This is a genomic window from Streptomyces yangpuensis (assembly GCF_024666385.1).
GTDB classification, from domain to species: domain Bacteria; phylum Actinomycetota; class Actinomycetes; order Streptomycetales; family Streptomycetaceae; genus Streptomyces; species Streptomyces yangpuensis.
On the sequence record NZ_CP102514.1, the window covers coordinates 790,886 to 807,745 of the forward strand.

The 16,860-nt window shown below is 74.4% G+C and carries 16 protein-coding genes; 10 read left to right on the forward strand and 6 right to left on the reverse strand.

Translation table 11 applies throughout. From position 1 onward, the window contains the following. Positions 1–184 precede the first annotated feature (184 nt). A complete protein-coding gene (locus NRK68_RS03730) occupies positions 185–2,374 on the forward strand; it encodes a SpoIIE family protein phosphatase (protein ID WP_257854915.1) in 2,190 nt (729 codons plus the stop codon). Between the two features lie 34 nt (positions 2,375–2,408). Here NRK68_RS03730 and NRK68_RS03735 read toward each other — a convergent pair whose 3' ends face one another. From NRK68_RS03735 to NRK68_RS03745, 3 genes are all read right to left on the reverse strand, one after another. After that, positions 2,409–3,254, reverse strand: a complete 846-nt coding sequence (locus NRK68_RS03735) for a hypothetical protein (RefSeq protein WP_183065758.1) — start codon at positions 3,252–3,254, stop codon at positions 2,409–2,411. A 4-nt stretch (positions 3,255–3,258) separates the two neighbouring features. After that, the gene (locus tag NRK68_RS03740; protein WP_183065757.1) at positions 3,259–5,061 is read right to left on the reverse strand and encodes a glycoside hydrolase family 15 protein; all 1,803 of its coding nucleotides are present in this window, start codon (positions 5,059–5,061) and stop codon (positions 3,259–3,261) included. Positions 5,062–5,194: 133 nt separating this feature from the next. Beyond that, positions 5,195–5,758 carry a DoxX family membrane protein gene (locus NRK68_RS03745; RefSeq protein ID WP_257854916.1) on the reverse strand — a complete coding sequence of 188 codons (564 nt, stop codon included), beginning with the start codon at positions 5,756–5,758 and terminating at the stop codon, positions 5,195–5,197. A 119-nt stretch (positions 5,759–5,877) separates the two neighbouring features. Here NRK68_RS03745 and NRK68_RS03750 point away from each other — a divergent pair, with 119 nt between their 5' ends. Both NRK68_RS03750 and NRK68_RS03755 read left to right on the forward strand, forming a co-directional pair. Then, positions 5,878–6,342 (forward strand): MarR family winged helix-turn-helix transcriptional regulator, encoded by a 465-nt coding sequence (locus NRK68_RS03750; RefSeq protein ID WP_257854917.1) that lies wholly within the window; start codon positions 5,878–5,880, stop codon positions 6,340–6,342. A 54-nt stretch (positions 6,343–6,396) separates the two neighbouring features. Further along, positions 6,397–6,705, forward strand: a complete 309-nt coding sequence (locus NRK68_RS03755) for a YkvA family protein (RefSeq protein WP_183065754.1) — start codon at positions 6,397–6,399, stop codon at positions 6,703–6,705. Positions 6,706–6,748: 43 nt separating this feature from the next. On the opposite strand, the gene NRK68_RS03760 is transcribed toward NRK68_RS03755, so the two are convergent. From NRK68_RS03760 to NRK68_RS03770, 3 genes are all read right to left on the reverse strand, one after another. After that, positions 6,749–7,120 carry a VOC family protein gene (locus NRK68_RS03760; protein WP_183065753.1) on the reverse strand — a complete coding sequence of 124 codons (372 nt, stop codon included), beginning with the start codon at positions 7,118–7,120 and terminating at the stop codon, positions 6,749–6,751. A 68-nt stretch (positions 7,121–7,188) separates the two neighbouring features. Next, the gene (locus tag NRK68_RS03765; protein ID WP_183065752.1) at positions 7,189–7,824 is read right to left on the reverse strand and encodes an alpha-ketoglutarate-dependent dioxygenase AlkB; all 636 of its coding nucleotides are present in this window, start codon (positions 7,822–7,824) and stop codon (positions 7,189–7,191) included. Between the two features lie 74 nt (positions 7,825–7,898). Then, positions 7,899–9,107 (reverse strand): MFS transporter, encoded by a 1,209-nt coding sequence (locus NRK68_RS03770; RefSeq protein WP_183065751.1) that lies wholly within the window; start codon positions 9,105–9,107, stop codon positions 7,899–7,901. Between the two features lie 375 nt (positions 9,108–9,482). Here NRK68_RS03770 and NRK68_RS03775 point away from each other — a divergent pair, with 375 nt between their 5' ends. From NRK68_RS03775 to NRK68_RS03805, 7 genes are all read left to right on the forward strand, one after another. After that, positions 9,483–9,710, forward strand: coding sequence for a CbtB domain-containing protein (locus tag NRK68_RS03775; protein ID WP_046778082.1), 228 nt, complete (start codon positions 9,483–9,485; stop codon positions 9,708–9,710). 12 nt (positions 9,711–9,722) lie between these two features. After that, a complete protein-coding gene (locus NRK68_RS03780; protein WP_183065750.1) occupies positions 9,723–10,550 on the forward strand; it encodes a CbtA family protein in 828 nt (275 codons plus the stop codon). Positions 10,551–10,685: 135 nt separating this feature from the next. After that, entirely contained in the window at positions 10,686–11,036 is a 351-nt protein-coding gene (locus NRK68_RS03785; protein ID WP_183065749.1) for an ArsR/SmtB family transcription factor, read from the forward strand. 163 nt (positions 11,037–11,199) lie between these two features. Beyond that, positions 11,200–12,618, forward strand: coding sequence for an MFS transporter (locus tag NRK68_RS03790; RefSeq protein ID WP_257854924.1), 1,419 nt, complete (start codon positions 11,200–11,202; stop codon positions 12,616–12,618). Positions 12,619–12,670: 52 nt separating this feature from the next. Continuing rightward, positions 12,671–14,110 (forward strand): hypothetical protein, encoded by a 1,440-nt coding sequence (locus NRK68_RS03795; RefSeq protein WP_257854925.1) that lies wholly within the window; start codon positions 12,671–12,673, stop codon positions 14,108–14,110. Between the two features lie 163 nt (positions 14,111–14,273). Beyond that, positions 14,274–15,503: an AAA family ATPase gene (locus tag NRK68_RS03800; RefSeq protein WP_183066226.1), complete on the forward strand. Its 1,230-nt coding sequence runs from the start codon at positions 14,274–14,276 to the stop codon at positions 15,501–15,503. Continuing rightward, the gene (locus NRK68_RS03805; RefSeq protein WP_373023463.1) at positions 15,500–16,801 is read left to right on the forward strand and encodes a vWA domain-containing protein; all 1,302 of its coding nucleotides are present in this window, start codon (positions 15,500–15,502) and stop codon (positions 16,799–16,801) included. The genes NRK68_RS03800 and NRK68_RS03805 overlap by 4 nt, the downstream gene beginning before the upstream one ends. The last annotated feature ends 59 nt before the right edge of the window (positions 16,802–16,860 follow it).

A 16,860-nucleotide genomic window follows, 5' to 3' on the forward strand; every position in this document is an offset into this window, starting at 1 on the left:
CGGCCGTGCTGATCGCCGACGCGGCCTGTCCGGGGCCGGATGAGGCCCCGGCACCGACGGCTGCGGACCGGGTCCGCGCGGCTGCGGCGGGCCGGGGCCCGCACAGCCTCGGCGCCGGTCCGTGCGGCTGCGGCGCCGCGGTCCGCACGGCCTGGAACCCGGTCCGTGCGGCCTCGGTGCCGGGATGCCGATGGCGTCGCCGATGGCGCATCCTGACTGTGTGAGGGCGAGAGCGGACAGCGTCGGCGCCGCCACCGACGCCGTGGTCCAGGCGCTCGCGCGGGCCGCCGTGAGCGCCGTGGAGGCCGTGGGCGGGTACGCGGGCGGGGTCTACCTGCGCTCGCGCTCCGGCGAGCTCCTGCTGCTGGCCCTGTTCACGGGGCTGCCGCTGCCGCTGTTCCGGCCCTGGTGGCGGATGCAGGTCAACCGGCCCTTTCCGGTGGCCGAGGCCTACCGCTCGGGGCAGGCCGTGCACCTCCCTGACGCCGCGTCGGCCATGAGCCGCTTCCCGCAGCTGGTCGCCGGACTGCCCTTCCCGTTCGCCTCGCTGTACGAGCCGGTGGCCGCCGGGCCGGAGCGGTTCGGCGTCCTGCTGGTGCTGCGCCCGCCCACCCCCGGTGTCCCGGTCGGTGCCGGGGACCGCAAACGGCTCCGGGAGGCCGCGGAGGAGCTGGCGCGCGAGCTGTCCGCCCTGGCCGCGGCCGGGGTGCCGGTGGAGTGGGAGGGGGATCCGGTCAGCGTGCCGGCCGAGGCGCCCGAGGCCGGGGCCTCGGGGGCCCGGGGCGCCGTGGAGCGGCTCACGCAGGCGGTGCTCTCCCTGGACCGGCAGGGCCGGATCGGCTTCGTCAACTCCGCGGCGGAGCACCTGGTGGGTGTCGGCGCCGGGCACCTGCACGGGCGGCTGCTGTGGGAGGCGCTGCCGTGGCTGGGTCATCCCTCGCACGACGACCACTTCCGGGCCGTCTTCATGTCCTCGGAGCCGGTGCACTTCTCCGCCCGGCGCGGGCGGCATCCGCCGGGCGCATGGCTGTCGGTGGGCCTCTACCCGGCGTCCGACGGCGTGACCGTCACGATCGGCACGGCCGACCCGCCCGCCTACGCGCCCGCGTCGCCGGCGGACCCCGCCACGGGCCTGGGTTCGCCGGCCGACCAGGCGTCCGCGCTGTACCGGCCGGTGGCCCTCGCCATCGCGCTGACGGAGGCGGACACGGCACGGCAGGTGTCGGCGGTGGTCACCGAGGAGCTGCTGCCCGCTTTCGGCGGCCGCCAGCTCGCGATCTACCTGCTCGACCAGCGGCATCTGCACCTGGCCTGGGAGACCGGTTTCCCGCAGGGCTTCCTCAACCGGTTCGACGGGGTCGCTCTCGATGTCCGGCTGCCGGGCGTGGAGACGCTGACCACGGGCCGGCCGTTGTTCTTCGAGTCGATGCAGCGCCTGGCCGCCGCGTATCCGGGGATCCCCCTGGACGCCGACGTCGGCGCCCGGGCCTTCCTCCCGCTGATCGCGTCCGGGCGGCCGGTCGGCTCCTGCATCCTCGGCTTCGACGCACCCCGCGGGTTCAGCCCCGAGGAGCGTACGGTGCTGACCGCGCTGGCCGGGCTGATCGCGCAGGCCCTGGCGCGGGCACGGCGCTACGACAGCGAGGCGGCGCTGGCCCACGGGCTCCAGGCGGCGCTGCTGCCGCACCGGCTGCCGGTACGGGAGCACGTGGACACGGTCGGGCGCTATCTGCCCGGCTCCGCGGGCATGGACGTGGGCGGCGACTGGTACGACGTCGTGGAGACCGGCTCGGGCCGGCTGGCCCTGGTCATCGGCGACGTCCAGGGCCACGGGGTGGCGGCCGCCGCGACCATGGGCCAGCTCCGGAGCGCGGTACGGGCCTTCGCGCTGGCCGGCAGCACGCCGGAGCAGGTGGTGCGCGGCACCAACCGGCTGCTCATCGACCTCGATCCGGGTCAGTTCGCCAGCTGCTGCTACGTGGTGCTCGACCCGGCGTCGGGTTCCGCCCTGGCCGTCAGGGCGGGGCACCCGCAGCCGCTGCTGCGCCATCCCGACGGCCGGACGGAGGTGCTGGACCTGGCGGGCGGGGTGGTGCTCGGCGTGGACCCGGAGGCCTCGTACCCGGTCACGGAACTGCGGCTGGAGCCGGGCGCGGTCCTCGCCCTGTACACGGACGGGCTGGTGGAGCGGCCCGGCGTGGACATCGACGAGGGGGTGGAGCGGCTGCGGCTGGCCCTGGCCTCGGCGTTGCCGGTTCCGCTGACCGAGACCGCCGACCGGCTGATCGGCAGCACCGCCGACCGGCCGGACGACATCGCCCTCCTCCTGGCGTCCCTGACGAACGGCCGCGAGCGGGCCACACCCGAGGCCTAGAGGACGAGGCCTAGAGGCCAGGAGGCCAAGAGGCTCAGGGTCGTTCGAAGGCCTGGAGCACGCCGCCGACGCAGAAGCAGAGGGCTCCGCACAGCGTCCCCCAGTTGGCGACGGCCGTGCTGACCAGGTTTCCGGTGGCGGGCAGGGTGAAGGCCGCCAGGGCGGAGATCATGAACAGCACCGATCCGAACTGGTTCACCGCGACGACCCACCAGCCGAGGCTGCGCGAGCGCAGGCAGGGCCAGGGGCGGTGGCAGATCTCGAGGAACGCCAGGTGGCCGGAGAGCAGGAAGAGCAGGCATCCGATCACGTCGGGCGTCCAGATCAGCCGGTTGGTCTGCTGGACGGTGAGACCCTGGATGAAGGAGTCCAGGAGGTTGATGCCGAAGACGAGCGTCCCGACGAACAGCACGAACGTGCTCAGCCAGTCCAGGCGCATCGGTTCGTACCCCCACCACTTCCACGCACCCGTGACCAGCCGGCCGCCGCCTTCCGGGGTGTGGCGGGGCCCGTTCAGTACCTGGAGGAGGGAGACGTAGCCGCCCGTGTTGAAGAACAGGCCTCCCGCGAAGTAGATGACGGCGCTCTCGGCGGTGTCCCCCCAGCCGAACTGCGAGACCGCGGCGCCGAGGGCGAAGAGCGCACCGCCGACGACGAACGCGGCGGAGGCGATGCCGCCCAGGAGGCGCAGTCTGCGCAGGGCTGCGGTGTCCGCGGTGGCGGTCCTGACGGCGGGCCCGCCGGGGCTGCGGACCGCGAGCGTTCCTCGCCGGCGCGCGGGCCGCGACTCCCACACGACCGTCTCCCCTGCGGGGCGCTGCCAGGTGAGTCGGGTGGTGAAGGGGCCCGCGCCCTCGGCGCGCTGCTGGGGCAGGTCCACGGTGTCAGCCCGCCTCTGTCGTCCGCTTTTCCATGCCGGCCAGGGTGAGCGCGGTGTTGACCAGGCCGACGTGGCTGAACGCCTGGGGGAAGTTGCCGAGTTGGCGCCCGGAGACGGGGTCGTACTCCTCGGCGAGCAGTCCCACGTCGTTGCGTACGCTCAGCAGCCGTTCGAAGAGGGCGCGGGCCTCGTCCTCGCGGCCGGTCAGGTACAGGGCGTCGGCCAGCCAGAACGAGCAGGCGAGGAAGGCGCCTTCGTCGCCGGGCAGTCCGTCGTCGGTGTCGGCGGTGCTGTAGCGGCGGACGAGTCCGCTGCGGCCGAGTTCGGCGCGCACCGCGTCGACGGTGCCGATGACCCGGGGGTCGTCGGGCGGCAGGAATCCGACTCTGGGGATGAGCAGGGTCGCCGCGTCGAGTTCGCGGGAGCCGTAGTACTGGGTGAAGGTGCCCCGCTCGGGGTCGAAGCCGTTGGCGCAGACGTCGCGGTGGACGGCGTCCCGCATGGCGCGCCAGCGGTCCGGCTCGCCGGGCAGCGAGGGGTCGTCCTCCAGGGTCCGCACGGCCCGGTCCGCGGCCACCCAGGCCATCACCTTGGAGTGCACGAAGTGCCGGCGGGGGCCGCGGACCTCCCACAGGCCCTCGTCGGGCCGGTTCCAGTTCTGCTCCAGGAAGTCGAGGAGCGCGAGCTGGATCCGCCAGGAATGGGCCTCGGCGGGCAGTCCGGCGGACCTGGCCAGGTGCAGGGAGTCCATGACCTCCCCGTACACGTCGAGCTGGAGCTGGTCGACGGCGGCGTTGCCGACGCGGACGGGCGCGGAGGAGGCGTAGCCGCGCAGCCAGGGCAGTTCGCTCTCGGGGATCCGGCGTTCGCCCGCGATCCCGTACATGATCTGGAGGTCGGCGGGGGCGCCGGCGACGGCGCGCAGGAGCCACTCGCGCCAGGCGCGGGCCTCGTCGAGGAATCCGGTGGTGAGGAGGGAGCCGAGGGTGAGGGTGGCGTCGCGCAGCCAGCAGTAGCGGTAGTCCCAGTTGCGGACGCCGCCGAGTTCCTCGGGCAGCGAGGTGGTCGCGGCGGCGACGATGCCGCCGGTCGGGGCGTAGGTGAGGGCTTTGAGGGTGATCAGGGAGCGGGTGACCGCTTCCCGGTAGGGGCCCTCGTAGCGGCAGGGGGCGCTCCACTCGCGCCAGTCGGAGAGGCTGCTCTCCAGGGCCTCGAAGGGGTCGGTGGGTTCGGGGCGCGGTTCGTGCGAGGGGTGCCAGGTCAGGACGAAGGCGACGCGGCGGCCGGCGGTGACGGGGAACTGGGAGCGGGTGCTGTTGTCCTCGCCCCAGGTGCGGACGGGGGGTTCGCTGCGGAACCAGGCGGAGTCGGGCCCGGCCACGGCGACCCGGTCGCCGTCGCTGCGCCGCACCCAGGGCACGACGTGGCCGTAGTCGAAGCGCAGGCGCAGGGTGCTGAGCATTCTGACGGTGCCGCTGATGCCCTCGACGATGCGGACGACGTCGGGGGCGACGTCGCGCTGGGGCATGAAGTCGATGACCTTGACGGTGCCGGTCTCGGTCTCCCAGTACGACTCCAGGACCAGCGAGCCGTCGATGTAGGCGCGGCGGGTGCAGCGTTCGCCGTCGGCGGCGCCGAGGGGGGCGATGCGCCAGTGGCCGTTCTCCTCGTCGCCGAGGAGCTTGGCGAAGCAGGCCGCCGAGTCGAAGCGCGGCAGGCACAGCCAGTCGATGGACCCGTCGCGGCCGACGAGCCCGCTGGTCATGAGGTCGCCGATGAGTGCGTAGTCTTCGATGGGTTGTGTCATTTGTGCGCTCTTCCCCTGAATGTCCGGGGCCAATCAGCCGAGGCCCCGGACACCCCCGAGCGCGGCACCAGGGGGTGTCTTGCCCGACCGGCAGGACACCCCCTCAGTTGCGCACGAGGAGGGTCACCTAGAACTAGTTGCGCACGAGGAGGGTCGCCGCCGCGAGGACGATGCCGAGGGTGAGGGCCAGGGCTCCGTGGGTCAGGCGGTGGGCGCGCAGGACGGGGAGGAAGCGGTCGGCGGCGTACGCGCCGGGGCCGGTGAGGGTGAGGGCCGCCGCGCCCGCGGTCAGGAGCAGTTCGTACTCGATGCCGGCGGGGGCGAAGAAGGAGCCGGCGCCGTGCACGGCGATCGCGTTGATCATGGTGCCGACGACGGCGGCGCCGGCGAGCGGGGTGAGCAGGCCGGCGGCGAGACCGAGGCCGCCGAGGGTCTCGGTGAGGCCGGCGAGGACGGCCATGGCGTCGCCGGCGGGGTAGCCGCTGGCGGTGAAGAACGTGCCGGTGCCGCCGATGCCCCCGCCGCCGAACCAGCCGAAGAGCTTCTGTGCGCCGTGTGCGGCCATGGTCAGGCCGAGGACGATACGCAGGAGCAGCAGGCCGGTGTCCTGGCCGGCGGTGGGGAGGGCGGCGGGCCGGGGCTGTGCGGCCGGTGCGGTGGCCTGCGGCTTCGTCGTGGTGACGGAGGGGCTGGTCATCGTGGGGGTCCTTCCGGTCGTGCGGCCCGGGGAGGCAGGTGAAGAGTTGTTCAAATTCGAACCGCAGTCCGGACCCTAGCGGGTGATTCAAATTCGAACAACCCGTGTAGGGTGGGGCCATGGCTGAACCGAGATGGCTGGACGACCGCGAGATGCGGGCCTGGAGCGGCTTCCTGGCCGCCTCGGCCCTGGTGAACCGGCGCCTCGACCAGCAGCTCAAGGACGACTCCGGGCTGTCGCACCCGCAGTACGAGATCCTCGTGCGGCTCGCCGCCGCGCCCGGCCGGGAGCTGCGGATGACCGAGCTCGCCAACGGCCTCATCAACTCCAAGAGCGGGCTGACGTACCAGGTCACCCAGATGGAGAAGGCCGGACTGGTCCGCCGCCGCAGCTGCCCCTCGGACGTGCGCGGGGTCTTCGCCGTGCTCACCGACGCCGGCTTCGCCAAGCTGGAGGAGGCCGCACCGGGGCACGTGGCCACGGTCCGGGAGGTCCTGGTGGACGTGCTCACCCCGGAGCAGCTCGACGCGCTCGCCGACGGCCTGGGCGAGGTCGGGCGCCGCCTGCGCGGACCGGGTGCCTGAGCCGCTCGGGCGGCCGTGCGGGTACCAAAGCCCCGAACGGGGTATATGGGCGCCATGGACGGAACGGTCTGGCTCATCGTGACCGCCGTCGTCATGGCGGGCCTCGCCGTGGTGGCGGCGGTGATGTTCGTACGCGTGCTCAGGGCGCGGAAGCTGCTGGTCGACGCGGGTGTCCCGCTGCACGACAAGGCCCTGTTCTGGGCCGCCCTGATCTACACCGTCTCGCCCGTGGACCTCGTCCCGGACCCGGTGTACCTCGACGACATCGGGATCCTGATGCTGGCGCTGCGTTCCCTGCACGCGGCGGCCTCGGCGGCGCGCACGCCGAAGGAGACCGGCGTCGACGTCCGCACCCGCGTCTGATCGGACGGGGCCGGCGGACGGGGGCCGGCCAGGCGCGGGCCGGTCAGACGTGCTGGTCGACCAGGACCGGATTGCCGTCCGGGTCGACGACGAGGAAGCTGCCCGGCCCCGACGCCGACTCGTCGGCCTCCATCAGGAACGCCAGGCCGAGCGCTCTCAGCTCCCGCTGGATCTCGCGGACGTCCGTGAACGCCTCGACGGGGTCCGCGTTCTGGTCCCAGCCCGGGTTGAAGGTCAGCATGTTCTTCTCGAACACGCCCTGGAACAGCCCGATCACGTGCTGGCCGTTCTTGAGGATCAGCCAGTTCTGCGCGGGGTCCCCGCCGAAGGCGGTGAAGCCGAGCTTCTCGTAGAACGCCCTGGAGGCCTCGATGTCCCGCACGGACAGACTCACGGAGAACGCGCCCAGATCCATGCGCACCAGCCTGTACGCCCCGCGACGGGGCCGCAACCGCGGGGCCGGCGCGCGCCCCGGCCGCAGGGTCAGCGCACGCCGCGGGTCCGGAACTGGATGCTGATGCGGGGCCCGACGGCCCGGGCGGACTTCGGAACGGCGTGCTCCATCGTGCGCTGACAGGAGCCGCCCATCACCACCAGGTCGCCGTGGCCCAGCGGCAGCCGCAGCAGGGTGGGCCCGCCGTCACGCGGGCGGAGGGCCAGGTCGCGCGGGTCTCCGACGCTGACGATGGCGACCATGGTGTCCTCGGTGGAGGAGCGGCCGGTGCGGTCGCCGTGCCAGGCCACGCTGTCGCGCCCGTCGCGGTACAGACACAGTCCGGCGGTGGTGAACGGCTCACCCAGCTCGGCGGCGTAGTGGCGGCTCAGCACATCGCGGGCCTCGACGAGCGAAGGGTGCGGCAGGGCCTCGTCCTCCGCGTAGAAGGCGAGCAGCCGGGGCACCTCGACCTCCCGCTCGTACATCTGCCGCCGCTCGGCGCGCCAGGGCACGTCGGCGGCCAGCCGCTCGAAGAGCGCGTCGGCGCCGCTCAGCCAGCCGGGCAGGTGGTCGACCCAGGCCCCGGCGCCCAGCTCCGTCCGGCGCAGCCCGTCGAGGGGGCCGAGGCGGATCTCGTCGCCCTGGTCGAAGAGGGAACCTTGAAGACCTTGGACCGCGTGCATGACCTCAGCCTAGACCCATAACCGAACATGCGCACGAATACTTGCTGTGCGGCCGGCCCCGGCCGCACAGCGGGTCACCCCCGTGCCCGACGGGACCACCGGGCGAGGAGGGTGACGGCGAGCGAGGCCGCCGCGGCGAGGGCGATCGCCGGGCCGGGGCCGAGGCCCTGCGCCAGGCCGCCGGCGATCATGGCGCCCAGGCCCTGCCAAGTCATCCGGCCCGCCGATTCGACCCCCTGGACCTGCCCGCGGACGGCCTCCGGCGTGAGTTCGAGAAGCTGCTCCTGGAGCGGCAGGGTGGCCGCGAACCCGGCGCCCGCGACGAACACCGCGACCGCCAGGACCGGAGCGGGCGGGTGGACCGCGAAGAGCAGGAAGGGGGCGGCGAGCAGCAGCCGCAGGGCGAAGGCGTGGCGGCGGCGCTGTCCGGCGGTGAGCAGCCTGCCGACGATCAGGTCGCCGAGGAGCATGCCCGCGGATCCGGCGGCCAGGTAGGTCCCGGCGTGACCGGGGTCGTAGGAGATGAAGAGGGCCTCGCAGCCGACGACCAGACCGCCCGGGACCCACAGGGCCAGCAGCAGGGCGCGCCGGCCCGGGTGGGAGAACAGTTCGGCGTTGGTCCGCCAGGTCTGCCGCAGGCCCGGACGGCGCGTGGGCCGGACCGAGTGCTCCCGGACGGTGGCCGCCACCACGGCGGCCCCGAGGGCGGTGAGGGAGGCGGCGGCGGCGAAGACCCCCTGGGGGCCCGTGTCGCGCAGCAGTACGGCGCCGGCGGCGTAGCCGAGGATCGCCGTGCCGCCCGAGGTGATGTTCATCAGGGAACGGGCCGGCGCGTAGGCGGAGACCGGCACGACCTCGGCGAGCAGGCCGAGCCGGGCGCCGGTCCCGAGGGACTGGAAAAGGCCGAGGAACAGCAGGAGGGCGAACCGGGCCGCGAGCGGCAGTCCGGGGACCGCCTGGGCGCAGACGCCCGCGAGGGAGGCGAGTTGCAGCAGGAGCAGGGTCCGGCGGGGCCGCTTCCCGTCCGCGACCGACATGAGCGTCAGGGCGCCGAGGACGGTCGCGAAGGTGGCGCCGTACATGCTGACGGCGGTCAGGAACGGCGAACCGGTCTGCCGGTCGACGAGGGTGCCGAGCGCGATGCCGGACAGCGCACCGGCGGCCGCGGTGAGGGTGAAACTGACGCAGAGGCCGCTGAACTCCCTGATGCGAAGCAGGTCCCGGTAGCCGGCGGCGGGCGGGGCGGCTTGGTTGTTGGTGCTGGTGGTCAGGTGTGAAGGCATGAAAAAAGCCTCCGGACGCATGCACGGGCACGCACGCCGAAGGCCAACGCCGGGCATTCTAGCCGTACTCGGGGCTGGTTCGCCGGGAATCGCGGGATCCGCACCCTCCGGCCCGCCTCACGGACGGCATTACCGCAGGGTAGGCGTGTGATCAGGAACTCACGGTCTTGGCCGGAAGCCTGCTACGCGGTAGCGTCAACGCGACATAAAGAAATAGCGACGACGGCGAGACGGAAGTCCGGTGTGAATCCGGCATGGTCGCGCCACTGTGTGCTGCGGTGACCGCCCCTTGGGGGGGTTGTCGCGGCGAGTCAGACCCGAGGACCGTCGTCTGCACCACCGTATGGGACGCGTGTTCCCCGAGGAGGTTCCATCATGGCCGAGGCCGTCGCTTCCGCTGCCGTTTCCGCCCCCGCCGTCTCGCCGTCGGCTCCGCTGCCCGTCAAGGCCGTTCTGCCCTGGGCGCTGTTCGTCGGTCTTCTGATGCTCGTCGCGCTGTACTTCGTCGGTGCGGAGCAGGGTGCCACCGCCGTGTTCGCCGGTGAGGGTGTGCACGAGTGGGTGCACGACGGCCGTCACCTGCTCGGCTTCCCCTGCCACTGAGAGGCCGCGCACATGTACGCCTCCACTGTCAGAGGTCTGCTGGTCCGCGGGATGCTCGCGGGCCTGATCGCCGGACTCTTCGCCTTCGCCGTCGCCTACGTCGTCGGTGAGCCCCCGGTACGGGGCTCCATCGCCGTCGAGGAAGCCGCCGCCGCCCAGGAAGCCGGCGCGGCTTCCGGCCACGCCGGACACGGCGGTGACGCCGCGTCGGGCGGAGCCGCCGAGGAAGAGGAGGAGCTCGTCAGCCGGCCCGTCCAGTCCACCGTCGGCCTCGCCACCGGTGTCCTGGTCTACGGGGTCGCGCTCGGCGGTATCGCCTCCCTCGCGTTCTCCTTCGCGCTCGGCCGCATCGGCGGGTTCAGCCCCCGGGCCACGGCCGCGCTCACCGGGGCGGGCGCGTTCGCCCTCGTCTACCTGGTGCCGTTCCTCAAGTACCCGGCCACCCCGCCCGCGGTCGGCAACCCCGACACCATCGGACAGCGCACCACGCTGTTCTTCCTGATGATCCTGCTCAGCGTGCTCCTCGGCGTCGGCGCGATCATCCTCGGACGCCGGCTCGCACCCCGCCTGGGCAACTGGAACGCCACCCTGGCCGCGGCCGGCGGCTTCATCGCCGCCACCACCCTGGCCTTCGTGTTCCTGCCGGACAACAGCGACGCCGTCCAGCCCGGCTTCCCCGCAGCCCTGCTCTGGGAATTCCGGATCGCCTCACTGGCCGTCCAGCTCGTCCTGTGGGCCGCATTCGCCATCGTCTTCGGCATCCTCGCCCAGCGACTCCTGGACGCACGCACCGACGGGGCGGAAGTGACGGCCCGGCAGCAGGCACCCGCCGTGGGCTGATCCGACCCGCCATGCCCGCCTGCACGGGCCCCGCACCCCCAGGGGTGCGGGGCCCGTGTGCGTAGGCGACCGTGGACGTGGGCATGCGTGCGCAGCAGCGCACACTTCGCGCCCCGGCCGCCCTACGATGTCCGTATGAGCACAGGCACACGAACGGCACGTGCACAGGATGCGCAGGAGCGGACCGACCGGCTGGAGGTCGCCGCGTCCGTACTGGCCCTCCTCGCGGACCGCACCCGCCTGGCACTGATGGAGCGGCTCGGACGGGGCGAGGCGGACGTCACCACGCTCACCGAGGCGTGCGGGGCGGCCCGTCCCTCCGTCAGCCAGCACCTGGCCAAGCTCCGTCTCGCCGGGCTGGTCACCACCCGCAAGGACGGGCGCCGCGTCGTCTACGCCCTGCGCCACGGGCATCTGCGCAGGCTGGTGGACGAGGCCATGAACGTCGCCGACCACCAGATCGGCTCCCTCCCGCCTCACGACTGAGCCGCCGGCCCTGGCGAGGCGGCGCCGGCCGGACCGCCACACCCCACACCACTCACCACGCGCCGCCCACCAATACGTGCACAGGTGCGCACATGTTGGCTACGCTGGACGGGTCGTCGATCCGCCGACCGGAACGGGGCCGACCTTGCCCTCCTCTGCGTCCGTGCCGCCGCGGCCCTCCCGGCCGCCCGTGCTGCGCAACGGCACCTACCGCCGCCTGTTCACCGCCCAGGTCGTCGCCCTGACCGGCACCGGGCTCGCGACCGTCGCCCTCAGTCTGCTCGCGTACGATATCGCCGGCGACGACGCCCCGGCGGTCCTCGGTACCGCCCTCGCGATCAAGATGATCGCCTACGTGACGGTCGCGCCGCTGGTCACGGCAGTCGCCGACCGGGTCCCCCGGCGGATCCTCATGGCGGCGGCGGACCTCACCCGGGCCGGCGCGGCGCTGACCCTCCCCCTCGTCACCGAGGTGTGGCAGGTCCACGTCCTGATCTTCCTGCTCCAGGCGGCCTCGGCAGCCTTCACCCCGGCCTTCCAGGCGACGATCCCCCAGGTCCTGCCCGACGAACAGGACTACACGCGGGCCCTGTCGATGAGCCGGCTCGCCTACGACCTGGAGAGCCTGCTGAGCCCGATGCTGGCCGCGGCGCTGCTCACCGTCGTCTCCTACGACCGGCTGTTCACCGGCACCGTCGTCGGCTTCCTCGCCTCGGCCGCGCTCGTGACCGCGACGGCGCTGCCCGCGCCCGCTCCCGTCGAGCGGACCGGCGGCGTCCGCACCAGGGCGGCCCTCGGCGCCCGCCTGTTCGCCGCCACTCCACGGCTGCGGGCGCTGCTCGCCCTCGACCTGGCGGTCGCCGCCGCCGGTTCCGTCGTCCTCGTGGACACCGTCGCCGTCGTCCGCGGCCTGGACCGCCCGGCCGGAGCCGTCCCGGTCGCCCTCGGCGCGTACGGCGCCGGGTCCGTACTCGCCGCGCTCGCCCTGCCGCGGCTCCTGCGGCACGCCACCGACCGCACCGTGTTGCTCTCGGCCGCCTCCGTGCTCCCCGTGGTCCTCGCCGCCGTGGCCGTGCTCACCTCGGCCGCCCCGGCCGCCTGGTCCTGGCCCGTACTCCTGGGGGCGTGGGCGGCGATCGGGGCCGCCTGCTCCGCCGTCCTGACCCCCGGGGGCCGCGTGGTCCGCCGCTCCACCGCGGACGCGGACCTGCCCGCCGCCTTCGCCGCCCGGTTCTCCCTCTCGCACGGATGCTGGCTGATCACCTACCCGCTGGCCGGGTGGCTCGCCCCGTGGGCGGGGCTGCCGCTGACGGTCGCGGCCCTGGGAGCGCTCGCCCTGGCCGCCACCGCCGCCGCGGCCGCGAGCTGGCCGGCCCATGACCCGTACCGGCTGGAACACCTGCACCCGGACCTGCCGCCCGGGCACCCGCACCTCGCCGACGCCCGTCCCTCCGGGCACGGCTGGCTGCACGGCCACCACTACGTCATCGACCGGCACCACCACCGCTGGCCCGGGCGGGACGGCACCCGCCTGAAAACCCGTGGCCGGTCGCGACCGGGGTCGCTACGATCACCGCGATGACCACTCAATCCACTCACGGATCGGAGGTCCCCACCGCGCAAGGTGAGCGCTGATGCTCACTCCGACCGCGAACAGGGACTCCCGCCTCGCCCTCTGGCTCCGCGTACGCGAGTACGCCGTGCCGGCTTCCATGATCGAGACTGCGACCGCCCGCCGGCACGCCGGCGACTGGGCCGGGGCGTGCGCCGCCGCAGGCATCGACGTCGACTTCAACCTGCGTTCTCTCGCCCGCTCCCACGGCCGCGACCTCGCGGACCGGATCCGGGCCGATCTGCGCCACCTGGCTCCCGACCTGCTCCGCTGGCACATGCCGCGCGTGGCTCCCGACGGGCTGCTTCGCCCGGGGCTGACCCTCACTCTGGCACGGTACCCCGCCGCCGCGCCTCCGGCCCGGTCCGCCACCGCGCCGCACGGGAGCGCGCCCCCGGTGCACCTCGTGGCCCGTACCCCGCCCGCCTGGGCGGACGGCGGTCAGCGGATCAGCCTCGCGCTGTGGGACGGCTCCCGATCCGAGACCGGGGTGGCCGCCGGTGACCCGCGCCGACGGACCCGCCCCGACCGGCGGTTCCGCCTCGACCTGCACCGCCACCTGTGGGACGCCCGCAGGACGGACGAACTGCGCGCCCGCTCCGGCGCCGACCGGCCGCCCTGCGACGGCCCGCCCGGGCCGGACCCGGGCCTCGCCGCCATGCTGCCGGCCGGACACGCCTGCGCCGTCGGCCGATGGGGCGATGAGACCGCGATCGTGCTCCGGGCCGAGGGACGGACCACCGGCAGTGTCACCGTCCGGCTCGGGGCCGGCCGGCGCCTGGTCCTCGCCCTGGACCCGGGCGGGGAGCCGGACGGGGACGGCCTCGGACCGCCCGCGCTCCGGATCGGCGCCGCACCGGCGGACGGCAGCGCCCACGCGCTGCCGGTCCTGCCCGAGGCTGCGGTCCGGCTGCTGCCCGACCTGGAACTGCTCCGCGCCGGCTCCATCGACGCGGGACGGCTGCACCCGCTCGTCGCCGACGCCCTGGCCCCGGGGTGCGCGCCGGCCCGGCCGTCGCGGACCGCGGACCCGGACGGCCCGCGCTACGTCGACTGCCGCGGCTCCCGGCACCGCATCGGCCTCGTCGACGGGGTGCTGACCGCGCTGGACCACGATGCGGCCGAACTCCGGCGCGAGGAACTGCTGGTGGCCCTGTCCGGGACTCCCCTGCCCTGCCTCCGGGCCATCGACACGGCCCACCGCCGCCCTGACTGCCTCACCGGCGTCCGCGAACGCCTGGACCACGGCGACATCACCGGGGCACTGGCCGTCGTCGAGGATCTCCTGGGGCCCGGCGCACTGCTGCGCCCCGGCCCACTGCGGGACGAACTGGAGGCGGCCGCCCGACGGCGGATCACCTACGGGCTGTTCCGCGCGGGCCTCGCCGGACCGGGACCCGGACGCCTCCCCGCACCGGTACACCGCTCACGCAACCCCCGCCGCGGCCGCCGGGCCGCCTGAGTCCTTCGGGACCCCGGCTCCGCCCGGGGCCCGCCCCCTGCGTACCCGCACACCTCCGAAACCACACAGGTGATCACCCATGCCCCTGAACATGCCCGTAAATGTGCCCGTGAACGTGCCCGTGAACGTCCGCGTGGACGTGCCCGTGGACGTCCCCGTGAACATGCCCGCCGCCTCGCAGCTCGACGTCGCCGGCGACCTGCTGGCCCTGCTCGGCGAGACCACCACCGAGCCGCGCCCCGACAACCAGCTCGAAGCCCTCACCCTGGCCGTCGCCGCCGACCTGCCCGTCCTCCTGTGGGGCGAGCCGGGGATCGGCAAGACCGCCGCCCTGACCCAGCTCGCCGCCTCCCTGGACCTGCCGCTCACCACCGTGATCGCCAGCGTGCACGAACCGTCCGACTTCTCCGGGCTCCCCGTGGTCGGCGACGACCCCGCGCAGCAGGGCGTCCCCATGGCCCCGCCGGACTGGGCGGTGCGCCTGGTACGCGCCGGCCGCGGCCTGCTCTTCCTGGACGAGCTGTCCACCGCGCCGCCGGCCGTCCAGGCCGCGCTGCTCCGCCTCGTACTGGAACGGAGGGTCGGCGCCCTGCAACTGCCCCCCGGGGTACGGATCGTGGCGGCCGCCAACCCGCGGTCGTCGGCGGCCGACGGCTGGGAACTGAGCCCGCCGTTGGCGAACCGGTTCGTCCACCTCCAGTGGACCCACGACCACGAAGTCGTCGTACGCGGTCTCGGCGGGACCTGGCCGCGGGCCACCCTGCCGCGCCTCGACGCGCAGGCGCTGCCCGCCGCCGTGGACTTCGCCCGCCGCGCGGTGTGCGGGTTCCTCACCACCCGCCCCCCGCTCGTACACCGCCTGCCTTCCGGTGAGACGCGGCGCGGCGGCGCCTGGCCGTCGCCCCGCAGCTGGGACATGACGCTGCGTCTGATCGCCTTCGCCACCGCGGCGGGCTCCTCCCGGGAGGTGCTGTCCATGCTCGTCAGGGGGACCGTGGGGGACGGACCGGCGCTGGAACTGCTGGCCGCCCTGGACCGGATGGAGCTCCCCGACCCCGAGGTGCTGCTCGCCGACCCGGCCACCGCCGACCTGCCCGAACGCGGCGACCAGCGCCAGGCCGTCCTGGAGGGGATCGTGTCCGCGGTGTGCCGGCGCCCGGAGAAGGCCCGCTGGGACGCGGCGTGGGCCATCATGGTGCGGGCTCTGGAGACGGGTGCTCCGGACCTGGTGGTCGTCCCCGCGACCTCGCTCGCCGCCCTGCGCCGCGAGGAGTGGGACGTACCCGCCGAGATCGAGCGGCTCGCCGGGGCGGTGTCCCTCTCCCGGCGCGCGGACGAGGCCGCGGAGCGGAGCGCGGGCCGTACGGCGGTCCCCGCGGGTGCCCGCCGGTGAGCGCGGGGGCACAGGGAGCGCCGGGAGCACGGGCGGCACAGAGAGCACCGGGGGCACCGGGGGCGCTGGACCTCGACAAGCTCTACGCCGCACGGCTGCATGCCGCGCGGGTCCGGCCGTACCTCGCGACGGCGCTGTTCGCCCTGCACACCGTGGAGTCGCACCGGGTGCCCACGATGGCCGTCGACAAGCACTGGCGCTGCTATGTCTCACCGGGCTTCGTGGACCGGACTCCGGTGGAGGAACTCGCCGGGGTCTGGGTCCACGAGGTGTCGCACCTGTTGCGCGACCACCACGGGCGCGGTGACCGGGCCGCGCGGCTCCAGGGGTTGGAAGGGCCGGGGGCGCGGCTGCGCATGAACATCGCCGCGGACTGTGAGATCAACGACGACGTGTTCGGCGACGGACTGGTCGCGCCCGCGGGCGCCGTCACCCCGGAGCTACTGGGCCTGTCCGGCGGCGAGTTGATGGAGGACTACCTGCGCTGGTTCGGGCTCGGGCCGCGGACCCAGGGCCTGGTCTGGCTGGACTGCGGCAGCGGCGCCGACGGGATGGACCGCGAGTGGGACCTCGGGCCGGACGGCGCGCACGGCCTCAGCGAGCAGGAGCAGGACGCGGTCCGGTTCCGGGTGGCGCAGGGCATCAACGGGCGCCCGGGCGACGCCCCGAAGGGGTGGAAGCGGTGGGCGGAGGATGCCTTCCACCCGCCGCAGCCGTGGCGGGAGCTGCTGGGGGCGGCGGTCCGGTCGGCGGCCTCCGGCGCGGGCGCCGGCGAGGACTACAGCTACGGCCGGCCCTCGCGGCGCTCGGCCGGGCTGCCGGGTGTCGTCCTGCCGAGCCTGCGGCGCAGGCCGCCGCGGGTCTCCGTGGTGATCGACACCTCCGGTTCGGTCAGCGACGCCGAACTGGGCACTGCGCTCCTGGAGGTCGCCGCGATCTCGCAGGCCGTGGGCGGCCGCCGCGACCTGGTCACCGTGGTGCCGTGCGACGCGGCGGCGCGGATCGTGCACCCGCTGTGCGAGGGCGAGGGGATTCCGCTGCTGGGCGGTGGCGGCACGGACCTGCGCGCGGGTTTCGCCAGGGCTCTGCGGTCGGGGCCCCGGCCCGACGTCATCGTGGTCCTGACGGACGGGCAGACCGCTTGGCCCGCCGTCCGGCCGGCGTGCCGGACGGTGGTGGGCCTGTTCTCCCGCCCGGAGAGAGCGCGGTGGGACGAGAACGATCCGGACTACGTACCGGACCCGACACCGTCCTGGGCCCGGGTGGTGAGCATCGGATCGGCCGCCGCCGCGCGGTGAGCCGCCGCCGTGCGCCGCTGCCCGGCGCCGCTGCCGACGAGCCGCATCACCGCCTCCCC